General features: G+C 66.2%; 17 protein-coding genes. 13 read left to right on the top strand and 4 right to left on the bottom strand.

What is annotated here, in order from left to right:
* Positions 1-3 precede the first annotated feature (3 nt).
* The 13 genes from BXA00_RS26520 (at position 4) to BXA00_RS26460 (ending at position 17,260) form a co-directional block, all read left to right on the top strand.
* Positions 4-1,488, top strand: a complete 1,485-nt coding sequence (locus BXA00_RS26520; protein WP_076521346.1) for a flagellar hook-basal body complex protein — start codon at positions 4-6, stop codon at positions 1,486-1,488.
* Positions 1,489-1,535: 47 nt separating this feature from the next.
* A complete protein-coding gene (locus BXA00_RS26515) occupies positions 1,536-2,300 on the top strand; it encodes a flagellar basal body rod protein FlgF (protein WP_076521345.1) in 765 nt (254 codons plus the stop codon).
* A 51-nt stretch (positions 2,301-2,351) separates the two neighbouring features.
* Positions 2,352-3,137, top strand: a complete 786-nt coding sequence (gene flgG, locus BXA00_RS26510; RefSeq protein WP_076521344.1) for a flagellar basal-body rod protein FlgG — start codon at positions 2,352-2,354, stop codon at positions 3,135-3,137.
* Positions 3,137-3,826 carry a flagellar basal body L-ring protein FlgH gene (locus tag BXA00_RS26505; protein ID WP_076521343.1) on the top strand — a complete coding sequence of 230 codons (690 nt, stop codon included), beginning with the start codon at positions 3,137-3,139 and terminating at the stop codon, positions 3,824-3,826. Before flgG ends, BXA00_RS26505 begins: the two co-directional genes overlap by 1 nt.
* Before the next feature lie 3 nt (positions 3,827-3,829).
* Positions 3,830-4,966, top strand: a complete 1,137-nt coding sequence (locus tag BXA00_RS26500; RefSeq protein WP_076521342.1) for a flagellar basal body P-ring protein FlgI — start codon at positions 3,830-3,832, stop codon at positions 4,964-4,966.
* Between the two features lie 5 nt (positions 4,967-4,971).
* Entirely contained in the window at positions 4,972-5,949 is a 978-nt protein-coding gene (gene flgJ, locus BXA00_RS26495) for a flagellar assembly peptidoglycan hydrolase FlgJ (RefSeq protein ID WP_076521341.1), read from the top strand.
* A gap of 73 nt (positions 5,950-6,022) precedes the next feature.
* Positions 6,023-7,696 (top strand): flagellar hook-associated protein FlgK, encoded by a 1,674-nt coding sequence (gene flgK, locus BXA00_RS26490; protein WP_076521340.1) that lies wholly within the window; start codon positions 6,023-6,025, stop codon positions 7,694-7,696.
* Between the two features lie 46 nt (positions 7,697-7,742).
* A complete protein-coding gene (gene flgL / locus BXA00_RS26485) occupies positions 7,743-9,002 on the top strand; it encodes a flagellar hook-associated protein FlgL (protein ID WP_076521339.1) in 1,260 nt (419 codons plus the stop codon).
* Positions 9,003-9,143: 141 nt separating this feature from the next.
* The gene (locus BXA00_RS26480) at positions 9,144-11,000 is read left to right on the top strand and encodes a methyl-accepting chemotaxis protein (RefSeq protein WP_076521338.1); all 1,857 of its coding nucleotides are present in this window, start codon (positions 9,144-9,146) and stop codon (positions 10,998-11,000) included.
* Positions 11,001-11,101: 101 nt separating this feature from the next.
* Entirely contained in the window at positions 11,102-12,967 is a 1,866-nt protein-coding gene (locus BXA00_RS26475; RefSeq protein WP_076521337.1) for a methyl-accepting chemotaxis protein, read from the top strand.
* 30 nt (positions 12,968-12,997) lie between these two features.
* Positions 12,998-13,465, top strand: coding sequence for a hypothetical protein (locus tag BXA00_RS26470; protein WP_076521336.1), 468 nt, complete (start codon positions 12,998-13,000; stop codon positions 13,463-13,465).
* 135 nt (positions 13,466-13,600) lie between these two features.
* Positions 13,601-15,325, top strand: a complete 1,725-nt coding sequence (locus BXA00_RS26465; protein WP_076521335.1) for a methyl-accepting chemotaxis protein — start codon at positions 13,601-13,603, stop codon at positions 15,323-15,325.
* Positions 15,326-15,664: 339 nt separating this feature from the next.
* Positions 15,665-17,260, top strand: coding sequence for a PAS domain-containing methyl-accepting chemotaxis protein (locus BXA00_RS26460; RefSeq protein ID WP_076521334.1), 1,596 nt, complete (start codon positions 15,665-15,667; stop codon positions 17,258-17,260).
* A gap of 152 nt (positions 17,261-17,412) precedes the next feature.
* On the opposite strand, the gene fliR is transcribed toward BXA00_RS26460, so the two are convergent.
* The 4 genes from fliR to fliO are packed head-to-tail and all read right to left on the bottom strand — an operon-like array spanning position 17,413 to position 19,673.
* Complete coding sequence (gene fliR, locus BXA00_RS26455; RefSeq protein ID WP_076521333.1) at positions 17,413-18,201, bottom strand: flagellar biosynthetic protein FliR; 789 nt, start codon at positions 18,199-18,201, stop codon at positions 17,413-17,415.
* Positions 18,202-18,235: 34 nt separating this feature from the next.
* On the bottom strand, positions 18,236-18,505 hold the full coding sequence (gene fliQ / locus BXA00_RS26450) for a flagellar biosynthesis protein FliQ (RefSeq protein ID WP_008163193.1): 270 nt from the start codon (positions 18,503-18,505) through the stop codon (positions 18,236-18,238).
* A gap of 18 nt (positions 18,506-18,523) precedes the next feature.
* Positions 18,524-19,315, bottom strand: coding sequence for a flagellar type III secretion system pore protein FliP (gene fliP, locus BXA00_RS26445; RefSeq protein ID WP_092582284.1), 792 nt, complete (start codon positions 19,313-19,315; stop codon positions 18,524-18,526).
* A 34-nt stretch (positions 19,316-19,349) separates the two neighbouring features.
* Entirely contained in the window at positions 19,350-19,673 is a 324-nt protein-coding gene (gene fliO / locus BXA00_RS26440) for a flagellar biosynthetic protein FliO (RefSeq protein WP_076522135.1), read from the bottom strand.
* Between the last annotated feature and the right edge of the window lie 3 nt (positions 19,674-19,676).

Raw genomic sequence — 19,676 nt, 5'->3', positions numbered from 1 at the left:
AACATGGGCTTCGGACAAGGATTGAGCGGCTTGAACGCCGCTGCGCAGAACCTGGACGTCATCGGCAACAACATTGCCAACTCCGGCACCGTCGGCTTCAAGTCGGCGACCGCTTCGTTCGCTGACGTCTACGCCAGCTCGCGCGTGGGCCTGGGCGTCAAGGTCTCGGCGATCAACCAGCGCTTCACGGTCGGCTCCGTGACGGGCGGCGGCGGCGAATACGACATCGCCATCGACGGCGCCAAGGGCATGTTCCGCGTGACGGACCAGGCCGGCGCGGTCATGTATACGCGCAACGGCGAGTTCCTCGTCGACAAGAACAACTTCATCGTCAACGCCCAAGGCTACCGCCTGACCGGCTACCCGCCCGGCGCCGTCGGCGCGAACCCGGTGGAACTGCAGCTGCCCACGGCCAACGTGGCGCCCCTGGCCACCACCAGCGCCACGACCGTGGCCAACCTGGACGCGAACGCCAAGGTCATCTACCTGACGGATACGGTGACCTCGCCTGCCGTCAACGGTTCCGTGACGATGACCGGCACGACGCCGCCGCTGCCCGCCGACACCTATGAGTTCACGCGCGACGCCGTGGGCAATATCGTGTGGGTCAACGCGCCGCCCGCCGGCGACTACGGCACGGCGCCCAATGTCATCTCGGTTGACGGAACTGGCGCCGTGACGGCGGGCGACCTTACCCAGGTTGCCGGCTACGTCGACTACACCGCCGCCGTCACCGAACTCGGCCGGCCCTTCGACCCCAAGCTCTCCGACACCTACACGAACGCCTCGCCCATGACGGTGTTCGACTCCCTGGGCAATTCGCACCAGGTCATGCAGTACTTCGTCAAGCGTCCGGCCGTCGGCGGCACCAGCGTTTACGACGTGTACTACACGATGGACGGCCAGGCCATGGCGCCCACGACCGAGGCGGGCGGCGTCTGGGGCAACCCCCAGCAGTTCACGTTCAACAACGCCGGCACGCTGACCAGCGCACCGGTGGTCAACCTGACCTTCGCCCAGCCCGGCGGCACCGCCACCCCGGCCGATCCGCTGAACGTCGCGATCAACTACACCGGCACGACCCAGTACGGCAGCAACTACAAGCTGGTTGCCAAGCCCGACGGCTACACCTCCGGCGAATTCAGCGGCATCAACATCAGCAGCGACGGCAGCCTGGTCGCCAGCTACACCAACGGTGAAACCCAGGTCGTCGGCACGCTCGTGCTGGCCGACTTCTCCAACCTGCAGGGCCTGCAGCCCGTGGGCAACAACGCCTGGAAGGAAACGGCGGCTTCCGGCCAGCCGATCCTGGGCCAGCCCGGCACCAACAGCATGTCGACGGTGGTCGGCCAGGCGACCGAAGCGTCCAACGTGGACATGAGCAAGGAGCTGGTCAACATGATCATCGCCCAGCGCACCTACCAGGCCAACTCGCAGACCATCAAGACCCAGGACGAAATCATGCAAGTCCTGATGAACCTGAAGTAATGCCCGCTGGGCTTGTGACGACACCGACGACACCGACGGAATAGGCAATGGATCGAATCATCTACACCGCCATGAATGGCGCAGCGCGGATCACGGAGCACCAGGCCGCGCTCTCCAACAATATGGCCAACGTGAACACGGCGGGCTTTCGCGAGCAGATCGCGTTGTACCGCTCGGTTCCCGTGACGGACGGGGTGAGCCTGCCTACGCGTGTGTCGACGGTGGCGTCCACGCCCGGCCACAGCTTTCAGATGGGCACCATGCAGACCACGGGCCGCGACCTGGACGTGGCGCTGGCCAGCGAAAATGGCTGGATCGCCGTGCAGACCCCGCAGGGCGAAGCCTACACGCGCGCCGGCAGCCTGCAGGTCGGCATCAACGGCCTCCTGCAGACCTCGCTGGGCCAGCCCGTCATGTCGGACCAGGGCGGCCCCATCGACGTGCCCGACCAGGCTTCGCTGACGATCACGTCGGATGGCACCATCACGGCCATCGGCGCGGGCGACCCGCCGAACAACATCCTGAACCTGGGCCGGCTCAAGCTCGTCAATCCCGACAACGCCCAGCTCGTGCACGGCGATGACGGCGTCTTCCGCATGGCGCCGGTCAACGGCCAGCCCGCGCCGCCGCTGCCGGCCGACCCCGGCCTGCGCCTGCTGTCGGGCGTGCTGGAAGGCAGCAACACCAATCCCATGGCGTCGATGGTGGGCATGATCGAAAACGCCCGCCGCTTCGAGCAACAGATGCAGGTGATCCAGCAGTCGGACCGCAACGCGGAACGCGCCAACGGCATCCTGTCGGTAAGCGCCTGATTTAAATAACATTTCGCTCGCGGCCGAGCCGCGGCACCGGAGTACTTCATCATGATGCGTTCGCTGTGGATCGCCAAGACGGGCCTGGAAGGTCAGCAGACCTCCATGGACGTGATTTCCAATAACCTGGCCAACGTCTCCACCAACGGCTTCAAGCGCGGCCGCGCGGTGTTCCAGGACCTGATGTACCAGACCCTGCGCCAGCCGGGCGCCCAGGTGGGCGACGCCACCCAGCTGCCGTCCGGCCTGCAACTGGGCACCGGCGCGCGCGTGGCCGCCACCGAGCGCATCCACACGACCGGCAACCTGAACAACACCGGCAGCGAAATGGACGTCGCCATCAACGGCCGCGGCTTCCTGCAGGTCGAACTGCCCGACGGCACGCAGGCCTACACGCGCGACGGCGCGCTGCAGCGCGACCAGAACGGCCAGCTCGTCACGGTCAGCGGCTACGTCATCCAGCCGCCGATCAACGTGCCGGACAACGCCCTGTCCATCACCATCGGCAGCGACGGCATGGTGTCGGTGACCCAGCCGGGCGCCGCCGGCGTGAACGTGCAGATCGGCCAGTTGCAGATCGCCACGTTCATCAACCCGACCGGCCTGCAGAGCGTCGGCGAAAACCTGTACCTGGAAACCGACTCGTCGGGTCCGGCCAACCTGCTGCAGCCGGGTGTGGACGGCGCGGGCTCGATCATGCAGAACTACGTCGAGACGTCCAACGTCAACGTGGCCGAAGAACTGGTCAACATGATCACCACGCAGCGCGCCTACGAAATGAACAGCAAGGCCGTCAAGACGTCGGATGAAATGCTGGCCCGCCTGACCCAACTGTGATGCTCATGTCTGTCCTGCGCCTGGTATTTGCGTCCGCGCTGGCCCTGCTGGCGGCTGGTTGCGCCATGATTCCGCCCGAGCCCATCGTGACCGGGCCGACGACGGCGGCGCCGCCGCCGCCGCCCATGCCGCTGGCGCAGCCCACGGGCTCCATCTACCAGCCCACGACTTACGGCAATTACCCCCTGTTCGAAGACCGCCGGCCGCGCAACGTCGGCGACATCGTCACCATCGTCCTGAACGAGCGCACCAATGCGTCCAAGAACGTGGCGACGAACACCAACCGCAGCGGCTCGGCCAGCCTGGGCATTGCCGCGGCGCCTTCGTTCATGGACAGCTGGGCCAACGCCAACCTGAACACCGAAGCCGCGGGCGCCAACGTGTTGCAGGGCAGGGGCGACAGCACGGCCAACAACGCCTTTACCGGCACCATCACCACCACGGTGGTCGGCGTGATGTCCAACGGCAACCTGCAGATCGCCGGCGAAAAGCAGATCGCCATCAACCGCGGCAGCGAATACGTGCGCTTTGCCGGGGTGGTGGACCCGCGCTCCATCACGGGCACGAATACTGTCTCGTCCACCCAGGTGGCCGACGCCCGCATCGAGTACCGCAGCAAGGGCGTCATGGACGAAGTCCAGACCATGGGCTGGCTGCAACGCTTCTTCCTGATCGCTTCGCCGTTCTAAATCATGAAACAACCGACTCCGATATCCGCATTGCTGTCCCTGTTGGCGCGGGTGTGCGTCGCCGTCGGGCTGGCCGCGGGCGCCGGCGCGGCGCACGCCGATCGGCTCAAGGATCTGGCCAGCATCCAGGGCGTCCGGGGCAACCAGCTCATCGGCTACGGTCTGGTCGTGGGCCTGGACGGCAGCGGCGACCAGGTGCGCCAGACACCCTTCACCCAGCAGAGTCTGACCAACATGCTGTCGCAGCTGGGCATCACCGTGCCCGCCGGCAGCAACATGCAGCTGAAGAACGTGGCGGCCGTCATGGTCACGACGACCCTGCCGGCGTTCGCGCGGCCGGGCCAGACGCTGGACGTGGTGGTGTCCTCCATGGGCAACGCCAAGAGCCTGCGCGGCGGCACGCTGCTGATGACGCCGCTCAAGGGCGCGGACAGCCAGGTCTACGCCATCGCGCAGGGCAATATCCTGGTGGGCGGCGCGGGCGCGTCGTCCGGCGGCTCCAGCGTGCAGATCAACCAGTTGAACGGCGGCCGCATCAGCGCGGGCGCCATCGTCGAACGCGGCGTGCCCACCACGTTCTCGCGCGACGGCTACATTCACGTCGAACTGAACAACACCGATTTCGGCACGGCGCAGAACGTGGCCACGGCCTTGAACCGCCGCTTCGGGCAGGGCACGGCCACGGCGTTGGATGGCCGCGTCATCCAGGTCCGCACGCCCATGGAGCAGGCTTCGCAGGCCCGCTTCCTGTCGCAGGTCGAGGACCTGCAGGTCACCCGCGCGCCCACCGTCGCCAAGGTCATCATCAATGCGCGCACGGGCTCGGTCGTCATGAACCGCACGGTCATGATCGAAGAGGCCGCGGTGGCGCACGGCAACCTGTCCGTCATCATCAACCGCCAGAACGAGGTCGTCCAACCGGACACGCCGTTCACGCAAGGGCAGACGGTGGTGGTGCCCAACACCCAGATCGAGGTGCGCCAGGACAACGGCTCGCTGCAGCGCGTCAGCACCAGCGCCAACCTGGCTGACGTGGTCAAGGGCCTGAACGCCCTGGGCGCCACGCCGCAGGACCTGCTGGCCATCCTGCAGGCGATGAAGAGCGCGGGCGCCCTGCGCGCCGAACTGGAAATCATCTGACGGCCATGGCATATACCCACGATGCGGCCAGCGGCAGCGCCCGGCAGGATTCGGTCTTCGACATGGGCCGCCTGTCGGACCTGAAGCGGGACGTCAAGCAGGACCCCGCCGGGACCGAGCAGCAGAAGCAGGTGGCCAAGCAGTTTGAGGCCCTGTTCCTGCAGATGATGCTCAAGCGCATGCGCGAGGCCACGCCCAAGGAAGGCCTGTTCGATTCCCAGCAGACCCAGATGCTGCAGTCCATGGCGGACGAGCAGCTTGCGCTGCACCTCGCCTCGCCGGGGATCGGGCTGTCGCAGGCAATCCTGGCGCAGATGCAGCAGGGCAAGCCCGGCGAGATGTCGGACGAGGCCATCAAGAGCATCGGCCAGGGCGGCGACCTGGATTTCCGCACGGGCGGTTCGCGCGAGGTGTCGGCGCTGCTGAACGTGATGCGCAACAACCGTCCCGCCGACCGTGCGTTGGCCGCGGCGGAAGGGGCGCCCGATCATGTGGTGGACTTCGTGTCCCGGATGTCGCGCGCGGCCAATCTGGCGTCGCAGCAAAGCGGCGTGCCGGCCCGTCTCATCATGGGCCAGGCGGCCCTGGAATCCGGCTGGGGCAAGCGCGAAATCAAGCACGAGGACGGCAGCACCAGCTTCAACCTCTTCGGGATCAAGGCCGGCGCAAGCTGGAAGGGCAAGGTCGTCAACGTGCTGACCACGGAATACGAGGATGGCGTCGCCAAGAAGGTGACCCACCCGTTCCGTGCGTACTCCTCCTACGAGGAATCGTTCGCCGATTACGCCCGCCTGATCGGCAACAGTCCGCGCTACGAAAGCGTGACGACGGCCCGCAACGAGATCGAGGCGGCCCGGCGGATCCAGGATGCCGGCTACGCGACGGACCCGCGCTACGCCCAGAAGCTGATCGGCATCATGGGGCAGCTCCGGGGCGCCGCATCCAGCGTGGAAAATTCACGGCGGATGCTGGAAGGACTCTAAATTTGGCTGAGCTCCTGCCGTAAATGGAGTATCCAGAGATAACAGCTGCGGTTACATACGGGGCATTGTCAGCATGAATTTGTACAAAACGGCGTTGGGCGGGTTGAACGTGGCGCAGGCGGGCCTGGCCACGACCGGTCATAACATCAACAATGCCACCACGGTCGGCTACAACCGCCAGCGCGTGATGACCTCCACCGCGGGCGCCCAGGCGACGACCAACGGCTACATTGGCCGCGGCGTCCAGGTCGATACCGTCGAACGCAGCTACGACAGCTTCCTGTACAAGCAGCTCGTCGGCGCGCAGGGCAGCGGCGCCCAGCTCCAGGCCCAGCTCGACCAGGTCTCGCAGATCAACAACCTGTTCTCGGACCGCACCGTGGGCATCGCCCCGGGCCTGACCAATTTCTTCACCAGCATGAACACGGTGGCCAGCAAGCCCGCGGATCCCGCGGCGCGCGCCGACCTGATCGGCCAGGCCAACAGCCTGACGACCCAGATCCGCTCGGCCTACCAGGAGATGCAGAACCAGCGCGAAGGCCTGAATTCCCAGATCTCCACGACGGTGGACCAGGTCAACAGCTACCTGACCCGCATCGACGACCTGAACCAGCAGATTTCGCTGGCGTCCGGCAAGGCCGGCGGCAGCCCCCCGAACGACCTGCTCGACCAGCGCGACCAGGCCGTCATGGAACTGAACCAGCTCATCGGCGTCACGACCTACGAGCAGGGCGACAAGATCAGCATTTCGCTTACCAAGGGCGGCCAGTCGCTGCTCTCGGGCAACTCCATCTATCCGCTGCAGGCCGTGCCGTCGTCGTCCGACGCGGGCCGCACCGTCCTGGCCTACACGCTGCCGGCGGGCACGGGCAAGACCGTCGCGGTCGAGATGAAGGACGCCGACGTTACCGGCGGCAAGCTGGGCGGCCTGCTGCAGTTCCGCGCGTCGTCCCTGGACGTCATGCAGAACCAGCTCGGCCAGATGGCCGTCGGCCTGGCGCTGTCGTTCAACGAACAGCACAACCAGGGCCTGGACCAGAGCGGCAATCCGGGCACGGATTTCTTCAGCATCGGCTCGCCCCAGGGCGTGCCGAACACGCAGAACAAGAGCAACGCGCAGATCTCCGGTGAATTCACCAACCTGGCGAACATCAACGCCAAGGACTACGAGATCTCGTTCGACGGCGCCAATTACCAGGTCGTGCGCTTGCCGGAAGGCGCGCAGGTCTACAACGGCCCGGCCACGGGCACGCCGCCCACCGCCACGCTGAACCTCGAAAACGAGATGGGCGTGACGCTGACGATCAACGCGCCGCCCCAGGCCGGCGACAAGTGGTCGCTGTCGCCCACGCGCGACGCCGCCCGCGACATCGAAGTCGTGATCACGGATCCGGACAAGGTCGCCGCGGCCGACGCGGAGGGCGGCGACGCCAACGGCAAGAACGCGCTGAAGCTGGCCCAACTGCAGAACACCAAGCTGCTGGGACACGGCACCATGAGCATCAACGACATGTTCGCGCAAGTCGTGAACACGGTCGGCGTGCAGACGCAGCAGATCAAGACCGCCGCCACCGCGCAGGTCAACCTGATCAAGCAGACCACGGCGGCGCAGCAGGCGGTGTCGGGCGTCAACCTGAACGAAGAGTACGTGAGCCTGTCGCTCTACCAGGAGCAATACCAGGCCAGCGCCCGCATCATCGATGTGGCGAGCACCATTTTTGACACGCTGTTGGGCCTGCGCGGCTGATCAGAACGTTGATTGTGAATACTAGAAAGCATTTCGGAGCTGCACCATGCGTCTGAGCACCACGATGATGTACACGAACGGCCTGAGCGGCGTGCTCGCCCAGGAATCCGACATGAATCGCCTGGTTGAGCAGGTCGGCAGCGGCCGCAAGTTCCTGAGCCCGGCGGACGATCCGCTGTCGGCGTCGCTGTCGATCGGCGTCGCGCAGACGCAGAGCATGAACTCGACGTATGGACTGAACCGCAACACGGCCAAGACCAACCTCGGGCAGGAAGCCAACGTCCTGGACTCGATCACGACCGCATTGCAGGATGTGCGTACGCGCGTCGTGCAGGCCGGCAACGGCACCTTCGCCGACAGCGACCGCCAGGCGTTGTCGACGGCGCTCAAGAGCGCCCGCGACGCGCTGCTTGGCCTGGCCAACAGCACGGACGGCAACGGCCAATACCTGTTCTCGGGTTACGAGGGCAGCGTCGTGCCGTACGCCCAGGACGCCACCGGCAAGATCGTCTATAGCGGCGCCACCGGCGAACGCACGGTGCAGGTCGACCAGTCGCGCCAGCTCTCCACCAGCGACCTGGGCAGCGACATCTTCAATCGCGCCAACCCGGGTTCGCAGGCGTATGTCGCCACCGCATCGCCGGCCAACGCCGGCACCGCCGAGTTCGGCACCGTGTCGGTCACGCCGAACAGCGCCAACATCGGCAAGAATTTCAGCCTGCAGTTCGAATCCGATCCCGCGACGGGCAACATGGGTTACCGCGTCATCACGACGGAACCGAATGCGACCCCGCCCGTCCCGCCGGTGATCAGCCCCGCGCCGCCGGCCGGTCCGACGGCGTACACGCCGGGCACCAGCATCGACTTCGGCGGCGTCGCCGTGGTGGTCAAGGGCACGCCGCAGAATGGCGACGTGATCGACGTCGAAAACATCCAGTCGGCCGACCTGGACATGTTCGCCACGCTGGACAGCCTGATCAAGGTGCTCGACTCGCCCATCGCGGGCGACGAGAAGGCGCTGGCTCGCCTGAACAATGAACTGGCCACCGCCAACAAGAAGCTGGCCTCGAACTACGACAACGTCCTGACGGTCGGCGCCTCGGTGGGCGCGCGCCTGAACGAACTGGAGGCGCTGGACGCCACGGGCACGCAGAAGGGCCTGTCGTACTCGAAGTCGCTGTCGGACCTGGAAGACCTGGACTACTACGCCGGCGCCAGCCAGCTCGCGCTGCGGCAGGTGGCCTTGCAGGCGGCCTCGGCCGCGTTCATGACGATCCAGGGGTCCAGCCTGTTCAGCCGCAAGTGATGCGATAAGTTTCGGCGCCGCGCCGGTTCATGGCGCTGCGCGTGGCGCACCTTTCGGACGCTGCCGGCCAAAGACCGGGGCGTCCGTGGTGCGTATTGGGTAGGTAGTGTCGTTTTTCGTTGCTCAACGCTCGGATATTTCATGCTTGGTAATTTGAAAGTTCGCACCTGTATCATCCTGGTGCTGTTGCTCTTCTCGGGCGCCATGTTCATTTCGAACGGCGTGGCGTGGATGGGATTGAATTCCAGCAATGACAAGCTGGGACAGATCAACGCCGCCTATTCCGACCAGGCGACGCAGCTCCAGCGCGCCTACAGCATCTTCCTGCGCGGCCGTCTGCTGCTTGCAACGTCGCTGATGGACATGCAGCAGGGCAAGACCGAGCAGTCCACCTCGCAGGCGCAACGCGCCGATGCGCTGATGGCCGAAGGCGTGAAGACGCTGAATGAATTCCGCAATGCCCCGCGCATGGCCGGCTCGGAAGACCTGGTGCAGAAGCTCGACGCGGCCTACAAGCAGTTCGACGACATCTACCAGCGCCAGTCCTCCGCCCTGAAGAATCTTGCCATCCAGCAATACCTGGACCTGAACGACGCCGGCAGCGCCGCGAACACCGCGTTCCGCGAAGCCGTCAACAACGTGCTGCAGTTCATCGACACCCGCACCAACGAATTGGCCGCGCAGGCGCAGGTCGATCACGACATCTCGCGCATCGTCACCATCGTGATGCTGGCCATCGCGCTGGTGCTGGCCGTCGGCTGCTGGATCTTCATCAACCGCACCGTGCTGCGTCCGCTGCACGAAGCCGGCGACCATTTCGAGAAGATCTCGGCGGGCGATTTCACCGGCCGCATCGAAGTCCGCAGCACCAACGAAATCGGCCACCTGTTCGGCGCCATCAAGCGCATGCAGGAAAGCCTGACCCGCACCGTGTCGACGGTGCGCCGCGGCGTGGACGAGATCAACCTGGGCGCGCGTGAAATCTCGGCCGGCAACACGGACCTGTCCAGCCGCACCGAGCAGCAGGCCGCCTCGCTGGAAGAGACCGCTGCCTCGATGGAAGAGCTGGCCTCGACCGTCAAGCAGAACGCCGACAACGCGCGCCAGGCCAATCAACTGGCCGCCAGCGCGTCGGACGTGGCCGAGCGCGGCGGTTCGGCGGTATCGGAAGTGGTCAGCACCATGCAGGCCATCTCGGCCAGCTCGCGCAAGATCTCGGAAATCGTGTCGGTCATCGACGGCATCGCGTTCCAGACCAACATCCTGGCGCTGAACGCGGCGGTGGAAGCGGCGCGTGCGGGCGAGCAGGGCAAGGGCTTTGCGGTGGTGGCGGGCGAAGTGCGCTCGCTGGCGCAGCGCAGCGCGCAAGCGGCCAAGGAAATCAAGGGCCTGATCGAGGATTCGGTGTCCAAGGTGGGCGCGGGTTCGCAGCAGGTCGAACGCGCGGGCTCCACCATGCAGGAAATCGTGGCGTCGGTGAAGCGCGTGACGGACATCATGGGCGAGATCTCGGCGGCGTCCGAGGAACAGTCCAGCGGCATCGACCAGGTGAACCGCGCGGTGTCGCAGATGGACGAAGTGACGCAGCAGAACGCGGCGCTGGTGGAAGAGGCCGCGGCCGCCGCCGGCTCGCTGCAGGAACAGGCGCAGCGCCTGGCCGAAGCCGTGTCGGTGTTCAAGATCAATGCGGGCGAAGTGATCGACGTGCCGGCGCGCCGGTTGGCGCAGCAGCACCGTCCGGCCGCCCGCGTGGCGGCGCCGCAGGCGGCGCCGGAGCAGGCGCCCGCCCAGCCGGCGGAGCAGCCCGAACCGGCGCCCAAGGCCGCGCCTCGTCTGACGCAGGTTGCCCGGCCCAAGCCGGCGGGCGCGACCGCCGCGCGCCCCGTGCGCCGGCCGGCCCCGCGCGCCACCGATGCGGCGGACGTTGCCGCGGCGGCCCCCAAGGCGCCCGCCGCGCGCCGTGCGCCGCCCTCGGATGACGATTGGGAGTCTTTCTGACGGATCGTTCCGCCAGTGCAGTGAACAGGAAGTAGAGAACATCCCCTTTACGGCCCGGCGGCGCGGGGAGCGCCGCCAGGACGACTACCGGAACTACGGAAATGTTTAGCAATCTGAAGGTGCGCACAGGCTTGATGCTTGCCCAATTGGCAGTTGCTCTGGCCGCGCTCGTTGCCATCGTCCTCGGTTGGAACAGCATGCAGTCCAACACGCGGGCGATCAACGCTTTGGATTCTCTGAGCGTCCAGCAGAGCAATCTGATCAAGGATTCCTATACGCAGATGCTGCGCGCGACCATTCGTGCCGACATCGCCGCCGCGCAGCGCGCCGCAGGCGATGCGAACGGCGCCGCCGAGAACTCGCGCATCGTCCAGCAGCTCATCGCCGACGCCAAGACGAAGATGGAGGCGTTCAAGGCCACGCCGAAGCAGACCGACCTGGGCAAGCGTTCGGAAGGCGAACTGCTGGCTGCGTTTAATGGCTTCGCCGATTCCCTGCAAAGCATGATGGCCGCGCTCGACAAGGGCGACTCGGCGACCTACCTGACGTTGAAGAACACCAAGACGGGCGCCGCAAGCGGGCTCTTTTCCAAGCAGCTTGGCGAATTCGCGGACAACATCAACAAGTACAGCCAGGAATTGGTGGCCTCGGCCCGCACCCAGGCCTCGGTGATGGCCTATGTCTACATCGCGTTGGCCGTGCTGATCCTGGCGGTCTCGCTGGGCGCTTTCCTCTTCATGAACCGCGTCGTGCTGCGTCCGCTGCGCGCCGTGGGCGAGAGCTTCGACAAGATCGCCGCCGGCGACCTGACCGTGCGCGTGGACGTCAATTCCACCAACGAAATCGGCGCGCTGATGGCCGCCGTCAAGCGCATGCAGGAAAGCCTGGCGCGCACCGTGAGCGCGGTGCGCCGGGGCGTGGACGAGATCAACGTCGGATCGCGTGAGATCTCGGCCGGCAACACTGACCTGTCCAGCCGCACCGAAGAGCAGGCTGCTTCGCTGGAAGAAACCGCCGCTTCGATGGAGCAACTGGCCTCGACCGTAAAGCAGAACGCCGACAACGCGCGCCAGGCCAATCAATTGGCCGCCAGCGCGTCGGACGTGGCCGAGCGCGGCGGTTCGGCGGTGTCGGAAGTGGTCACCACCATGGAAGGCATTTCGGCCAGCTCGCGCAAGATCTCGGAAATCGTGTCGGTCATCGACGGCATCGCGTTCCAGACCAACATCCTGGCGCTGAACGCCGCGGTGGAAGCGGCGCGCGCGGGCGAGCAGGGCAAGGGCTTTGCGGTGGTGGCGGGCGAAGTGCGCTCGCTGGCGCAGCGTAGCGCGCAAGCGGCCAAGGAGATCAAGGGCCTGATCGAGGATTCGGTGTCCAAGGTGGGCGCGGGTTCGCAACAGGTGGAACGCGCGGGCGCGACGATGCAGGAAATCGTGGCCTCGGTGAAGCGCGTGACGGACATCATGGGCGAGATCTCGGCGGCGTCCGAGGAGCAGTCCAGCGGCATCGACCAGGTGAACCGCGCGGTGTCGCAGATGGACGAAGTGACGCAGCAGAACGCGGCGCTGGTGGAAGAGGCCGCGGCCGCCGCCGGCTCGCTGCAGGAACAGGCGCAGCGCCTGGCCGAAGCCGTGTCGGTGTTCAAGATCAATGCGGGCGAAGTGATCGAAGTGCCGGCGCGCCAGTTGGCGCAGCAGCACCGTCCCGCCGCCCGCGTGGCCGCGCCGGCGCCCGAGGCCGAGGCCGAGCTGCAGCCCGCTGCGCCCGCCGCGAAGCCGGCGGCCGTGCGCCTGACGCACTCGGCCCGCGCCAAGCCGGAACCCGCCGCAGGCGCCACGGCTGCGCGTCCGCCGCGCCGGCCCGCGACGCGTCCGGGGCCCGCGGCCAAGCCCGATCCGAAGCCTGCTTCCGCACCGGCCTCCAGCCGGCGCCAGGCGCCTTCGGACGACGATTGGGAATCTTTCTGACGCCGGCATTGCCGGCATATAGGCAGGGGTATGCGAGGTTATCTACATCTTCTGGCGGCGGCCGCGTTTGCGGCCTTTCTCGCTGGCTGCGCGGCGACGGGTCACAACTTCGATCCGAGCAAGCTGTCGACCCTGACGCCGGGGCAGACCACGCTGGAAGAAGCGGCGCGCGCGCTGACCGCGCCGCCTGCCCAACAATTCAAACAGAGCGACGGCACCTTGCTGGCGCTCTGGTCCTTCAAGATAAGTTTTGTCAACGATGGCCTCTACAGCCGCAAGGATGCGCTGCTGCAGTTCGGCCCGGATGGCCGCCTGATGCGGCTCGTCGACAGCACCAACATTCTGCTGGAACCTTGGGAACGCCAGAAATTGCTGGGACCGGCCCCCGCGCCTGAGATGACTCAGGACTGGGCTCGGCCGGCGACAGAGCCCGAGGTGCAAACGATCTACATTCCGGGTCCGGGCGAACCGGCCGGTCTGGCGCCTCAGGGCAAATAGCCCTGCAGTTCGGCAGAAGACATCGGGCCTCAGGCCCGATGGTCGTCGCCCTGAGTGCATACCCTGTGTAACAGGGCATGTCCACAGGGTGGTTTTTCATTTGGTCAGAGCAGTTCCTGAGGGATGGGGAAATAAATGGAAGCGAGTCTCGAATCCGGTGCAAAGCCCGGCAAGGCCGGCAAGAAAAAAGCCGCGCGCGCACCCAAGGTCAAGCGCAAACTGAGGCTGCGCGACGCCCGCGTCGGCACGATGCTGCTGTGGGTGATGGCGTTCTTCGCACTGCTGATCGCGGCGGTGGGCGGCCTGGCGGCCTACTTCCTGCAAAGCAACTATCAATCGATCCGCGAGGTCAATTCGCTGACCGAGCGCGCCAAGCAGGTCGAGATCATCAACAGCGACATGCTGCGCGCCCGCGTGAGCTTGATGGTGGCGGCGCGCCACCTGCAGGAGTCCGGCTGGGGCAGCGGCGAGAATTCGGCGCGCGACGCGGCCGCGGCGCTCAAGGGCGCGACGGATCTGCTGACCGGCGTGCGCAGCCGCTTCTCCGATTTCCAGAAGAACATGCTCGAGGACGACACTGGCCGCCAGTTGTCGATGAACCTCGTGCGCCGCTACCGCTCGTACATCGATGACGGCGTGGACACGATGGTGGAAGCCCTGCGCAGCGAAGACTATTCGACGTTCTACATGGTGAACAACGAATACGGCACGCCGCGCAGCGCCGCCTTCATCGAGGCGATCGCCCAGTTCGACAAGTACATCAACGACCAGCAGCGCGCCACGATCGACCAGGCCGAAGCGAACTTCAACCTGGCCATGGTGGCGGTCGGCATTGCCGTCGGGCTGGCGCTGCTGCTGATGATTCTTGCCCGCATCCTGTTCGGCCGCCTGGTGGTGCGCCCCTTGGTCGAAGCCGGCCAGCATTTCGACAAGATCGCCGCGGGCGACCTGACGGGCCGCGTGGAAGTGCGGTCGCATAACGAAATCGGCCAGCTCTTTGCGGCGCTCAAGCGCATGCAGGAAAGCCTGACCCGCACCGTGTCGACGGTGCGTCGCGGCGTGGATGAAATCACGGTAGGCTCGCGCGAAATCTCCGCCGGCAACACCGACCTGTCCAGCCGCACCGAAGAGCAGGCCGCTTCGCTGGAAGAGACCGCTGCCTCCATGGAGGAACTGGCCTCGACCGTGAAGCAGAACGCGGACAATGCGCGCCAGGCCAATCAACTGGCCGCCAGCGCATCGGACGTGGCCGAGCGCGGCGGTTCGGCGGTGTCGGAAGTGGTGCACACCATGGAAGGCATTTCGGCCAGCTCGCGCAAGATCTCGGAAATCGTGTCGGTCATTGACGGCATCGCGTTCCAGACCAACATCCTGGCGCTGAACGCCGCGGTGGAAGCGGCGCGCGCGGGCGAGCAGGGCAAGGGCTTTGCGGTGGTGGCGGGCGAAGTGCGCTCGCTGGCGCAGCGCAGCGCGCAAGCGGCCAAGGAAATCAAGGGCCTGATCGAGGATTCGGTGTCCAAGGTGGGCGCGGGTTCGCAGCAGGTGGAACGCGCCGGCGCGACGATGCAGGAAATCGTGGCCTCGGTGAAGCGCGTGACGGACATCATGGGCGAGATCTCGGCGGCGTCCGAGGAACAATCCAGCGGCATCGACCAGGTCAACCGCGCGGTGTCGCAGATGGACGAAGTGACGCAGCAGAACGCGGCGCTGGTGGAAGAGGCCGCGGCCGCCGCCGGCTCGCTGCAGGAACAGGCGCAGCGCCTGGCCGAAGCGGTCGCGGTGTTCAAGATCAATGCCGGTGAAGTGATCGAAGTGCCGGCGCATCAGCTTGGCGGGTACTCCGCGCCGTCGCTGAACTGATCCCCGCGTCATCCCGGGCCGCGCCCGATCCCGCGTTTGCGGGGTCGGCGCGGCTTTTTGCGTCTGGCGCCCGGGTCCGGATTTTTATATGCCCATCAGTTATAAAAACCGCGGATTAAAACAGTGACAAAGTAATAAGCACGTTAAGTTTTCATTCAGATGACCGTAAACGTATGAGTGCCTGACCGTTCAGGCCAAGAACACAGTGTTCGATGGCAGCCCGGGATTCGGGAGCCAGACGAAGCGTGCAGCAGCGGATCGATGCGGGGCGTCGTGTCCGGACCCGGTTGAACGCCGTCAGAAGCTACTGTCGTATATGTTGTAACCGGAGACAAAGTCGTGCGCGTCAACTTACCCGTCACCAATGCAGAAACCAAGCTGCGCGAGGATCAGTACCTGATCTCGCGCACGGATACCAAGGGACGCATCGTCTACGCCAACCCCGCGTTCGTCGAAGTCAGCGGCTTCACGCGGGAGGAGCTCATCGGCAAGCCCCACAACGTCGTGCGCCATCCCGACATGCCGCCGGAAGCCTACGCGGACCTGTGGGAGACGCTCGAGGCCGGCGAGTCCTGGCTGGGCGTGGTCAAGAATCGCCGCAAGGACGGGGGGTACTACTGGGTGCTGGCCAACGCCACGCCCATCGTCGAGAACGGCGAGGTGGTGGCCTATTCCTCGGTCCGGGTGCGCCCTTCGGACGAACAGATCGAAATGGCCGAGGCGCTCTATGCCCGCATGCGCGAGGGCACGGCCACGGGCGTGCGCATCCTGCGCGGCCGGCCGGTGCGCGCCGGTTGGCGCCGCGGCCTGGATGTGCTGGCCTTTCCGTTCCGCAACAGCGTGCGCAGCCGTATGCTGCGCCATGCCACGCTGTCGTCGGCCATCGTCGCGGCCGCCGGCGCGTATGGACTGCACGCCAACTGGGCCAGCCTGAGCCCGTGGGGCGCGGCGCTGGGTTGCGGCGCCATGGCCCTGGGCATCGTGGCCATCTTCGCGATGGGCTGGAGCCTGTCGCGTTCGCTATTGGAGCCGATGCTCGATGCCGCCAACATGGCGCGTCAGGTGGCCGCCGGCAACCTTACGACGCAGATCGTGCCGGAATCGGACGATGAAGTGGGCAGCCTCAAGTTCTCGCTGGAAGTCATGCGCAAGAGCCTGATCGGCATTGCGCAGGACGTCTATCGCGGCATCGAGGGCACGACGCATGCCGCCGTGCACATCGCGCGCGGCAACCAGGAGCTGGCCGGGCGCACGGAAGGGCAGGCCGCCTCGCTGCAGCAGACCGCCGCCAGCATGCAGCAGCTGACGTCCACGGTGCGCCAGAACGCCGACAACGCGCGGCAGGCCAACGAGCTGGCGGCCAGCAGCATGGACGTGGCGCGGCGCGGCGGCGTGGCCGTCGGGCAGGTGGTGAACACCATGCATGGCATCTCGGACAGCTCGCGCAAGATCGCCGACATCGTCACCATCATCGAAGGCATTGCCTTCCAGACCAACATCCTGGCGCTCAATGCCGCGGTCGAGGCCGCGCGCGCGGGCGAGTCCGGCAAGGGCTTCGCGGTGGTCGCCGGCGAAGTGCGCAGCCTGGCGCAAAAGAGCGCCCAGGCCGCCAAGGAGGTCAAGGCGCTGATCGAGGATTCGGTCGACCGGGTCACGGAAGGCTCCGCGCAGGCCGAGCAGGCCGGCGCCACGATGCAGGAGATCGTGGCGGCGGTGCACCGCGTCACCGACATCATCGGCGAGATCTCGCGCGCCTCGCAGGAGCAGTCCACCGGTATCGAGCAGGTGGACACCGCCGTCTCGCAGATGGATGTGATGACCGTGCAGAACACGGCGCTGGTGCAGGAACTGGGCGGCGCGGTGACGCAACTGGGTAACCAGTCGGGCGCGCTGCGCGAGACCATCCGGGTGTTCCGGGTGGTGGGCCAGCACTAGCCGGCTGTCCCATGGATAGGCCGGCACGGCGAAACGTGCCGGTTGGGTTCAGGGGCCGGCAAGCTAGCCAGGCGCAAACGATGACGGCCGCGAAAAGCGGCCGTTGTTTCGTGTGCCGGCAGGCGTGCGCTGCATGGGGGGCTTGGGGCCTGCTACCTTCCCGCCAGCGCGTCCACGACGCGGCTCATGGCCGTCAGCCCCGATTCGAACAGCGATTCCAGGAACGGGCCGGCATGCGGCAGCACGATGGTCAGCACGGTCACGCCAATGATGAGGGTGACGGGAAAGCCCACCGAAAACACGGAAAGCTGCTGGGCGGCGCGGTTCAGGATGCCCATCGCCAGGTTGATGGTCAACAGGGCGCAGATCAGCGGCAGCGCCAGCAGCAGGCCGGAGACGAACACGGTCTTGCCCCATTCCACCACGGTGCCCCAGCCATTCTGGTGCAGCTGGATCATGGCGATGGGCAGCGTGTCGAAGGACCGCACCAGCGCCGCCAGCACCAGCAGGTGCCCGTCCAGCGCCAGAAAGGTCAGCATCGCGACGATGTTGAACAGGCGCGACAGCACGGCGGTGTTCGCGCCCGAGCTGGGATCGAAGAAGGATGCGAACGACAGGCCCATCTGCAGGCCGACGAATTCTCCCGCCGTCTGCACGGCGGCGAACACCAGCCGCATGGTAAAGCCCATGGCGATGCCGATCAGCACCTGCTGCATCACCATCCAGAGGCCGGCATAGGAGCCGGGCGCCACGGGCGGCATGGGGTCCAGCGCGGGGCTGATCGCCACGGCCAGGACGAAGGACAGTCCCACCTTTACCTTGACGGGAATCAGCGACTCGGAAAACAGCGGTGCGGTGCCCACGAGCGCCAGGATACGCACGAACGGCCAGAGGAACTGGCCGATCCAGCCGTTGAGCTGCTCAAGCGTGAAGGCGATCATGGCGGAACGGCCAGGGTCCGGCGGCGGGCGCCGCTCAGGACACCAGCATGGGGATCTGGCCGATGAGCTGCCGGATGTAGTCGACCATCACGCCGATCAGCCAGGGGCCAAGCAGCACCAGCACGCCGCACATCGCAAGCAGCTTCGGGATGAACGACAGCGTCATTTCATTGATCTGCGTGGCCGCCTGGAAAATGCTGATGACCAGGCCCACCACCAGCGTGACGAGCAGGAGGGGACCTGCCATCGCCAGGACGATCTTCATCGCCTGGTAGGTCATGGTCATGACGGTTTCGGCGGTCATGGCGATCTCCTTGCGGCGTTACTGGTAGAAGCTCTGGGCCAGCGAGCCCATGAGCAGGTTCCAGCCGTCGGCCAGCACGAACAGCATCAGCTTGAAGGGCAGCGCCACGGTGACGGGCGGCACCATCATCATGCCCAGCGCCATCAGCACGCTGGCGACCACCAGGTCGATGATGAGGAACGGAATGAAGATGGTGAAGCCGATCTGGAACGCGGTCTTCAGTTCGCTGGTGATGAAGGCGGGCACCAGGATGCGCATGGGCACCTGCGAGGGGTCTTCCAGCGCGGGCTGTTTGGCCAGATTGGCAAAAAGCGAAAGGTCGTTCTCGCGCGTCTGGTGCAGCATGAAGGTGCGCAACGGGGCCGCGGCGCGTTCGACCGCGGCTTCGAACTGGATCGACCCTTCCGACAGCGGCTTGTAGGCGTCGGTGTAGATCTTGTCGAACACCGGGGACATCGTATAGAAGGTCAGGAACAGCGACAGGCCGATCAGGACGTGGTTGGGCGGCGACATGGCCGTGCCCATGGCGCTGCGCAAGAGGCCCAGCACGATGATGATGCGCGTGAAGCCCGTCATCATCAGCAGCGCCGCCGGCAGGAACGACAGCGACGTCATCAGCAGCATGGTCTGCATGCTGAGCGAATACGTCTGCGAACCGTCCGCGCCCGGCGTGGCCGTCAGCGCGGGCAGGGTGGCTTGCGCCACCACCCCGGCCGGGAAGAAGGCCAGCCCCAGGACCGCGGCGGCGGCCAGCATGGGCAGCGCGCGATGGCCGGCGCGGGAGCAAGTCGTGCGGGTGGGCAAACTCATGGGTATCGCTTGAATCGCGCCGGGGCGTGTGGCCCTAGCGGCGCTTGAGGGCCTGGCCCAGCTTGGCCGCAAAGGCGGCCGCGGGCAGAGGCGAACCCTCCGGCAACTGGCCGGCGGGCAGGGTATGCAGGGTGGTGAGCTGGTTCGGGCCGACGCCCACCACCAGCCAGGTGTCTTCGATCTCGACGACGACGACGCTTTGGCGCGGACCGACCGGCAGGCTGGCGACGTGCCGCAGCAGGTTGCCCCCGCCGCGCTGCACCAGTCCGGCGCGTTTCGCCAGCCACGCCGCCACCAGGATGGCGGCCACCACCAGCACGAGGCCGATGATGACGCGCAGCAGGGCAGATTCGGTCATGGC

It is taken from the genome of Achromobacter sp. MFA1 R4 (genome assembly GCF_900156745.1).
Lineage (GTDB): Bacteria > Pseudomonadota > Gammaproteobacteria > Burkholderiales > Burkholderiaceae_B > Achromobacter.
This window is presented reverse-complemented; position numbering and strand designations above follow the sequence as displayed.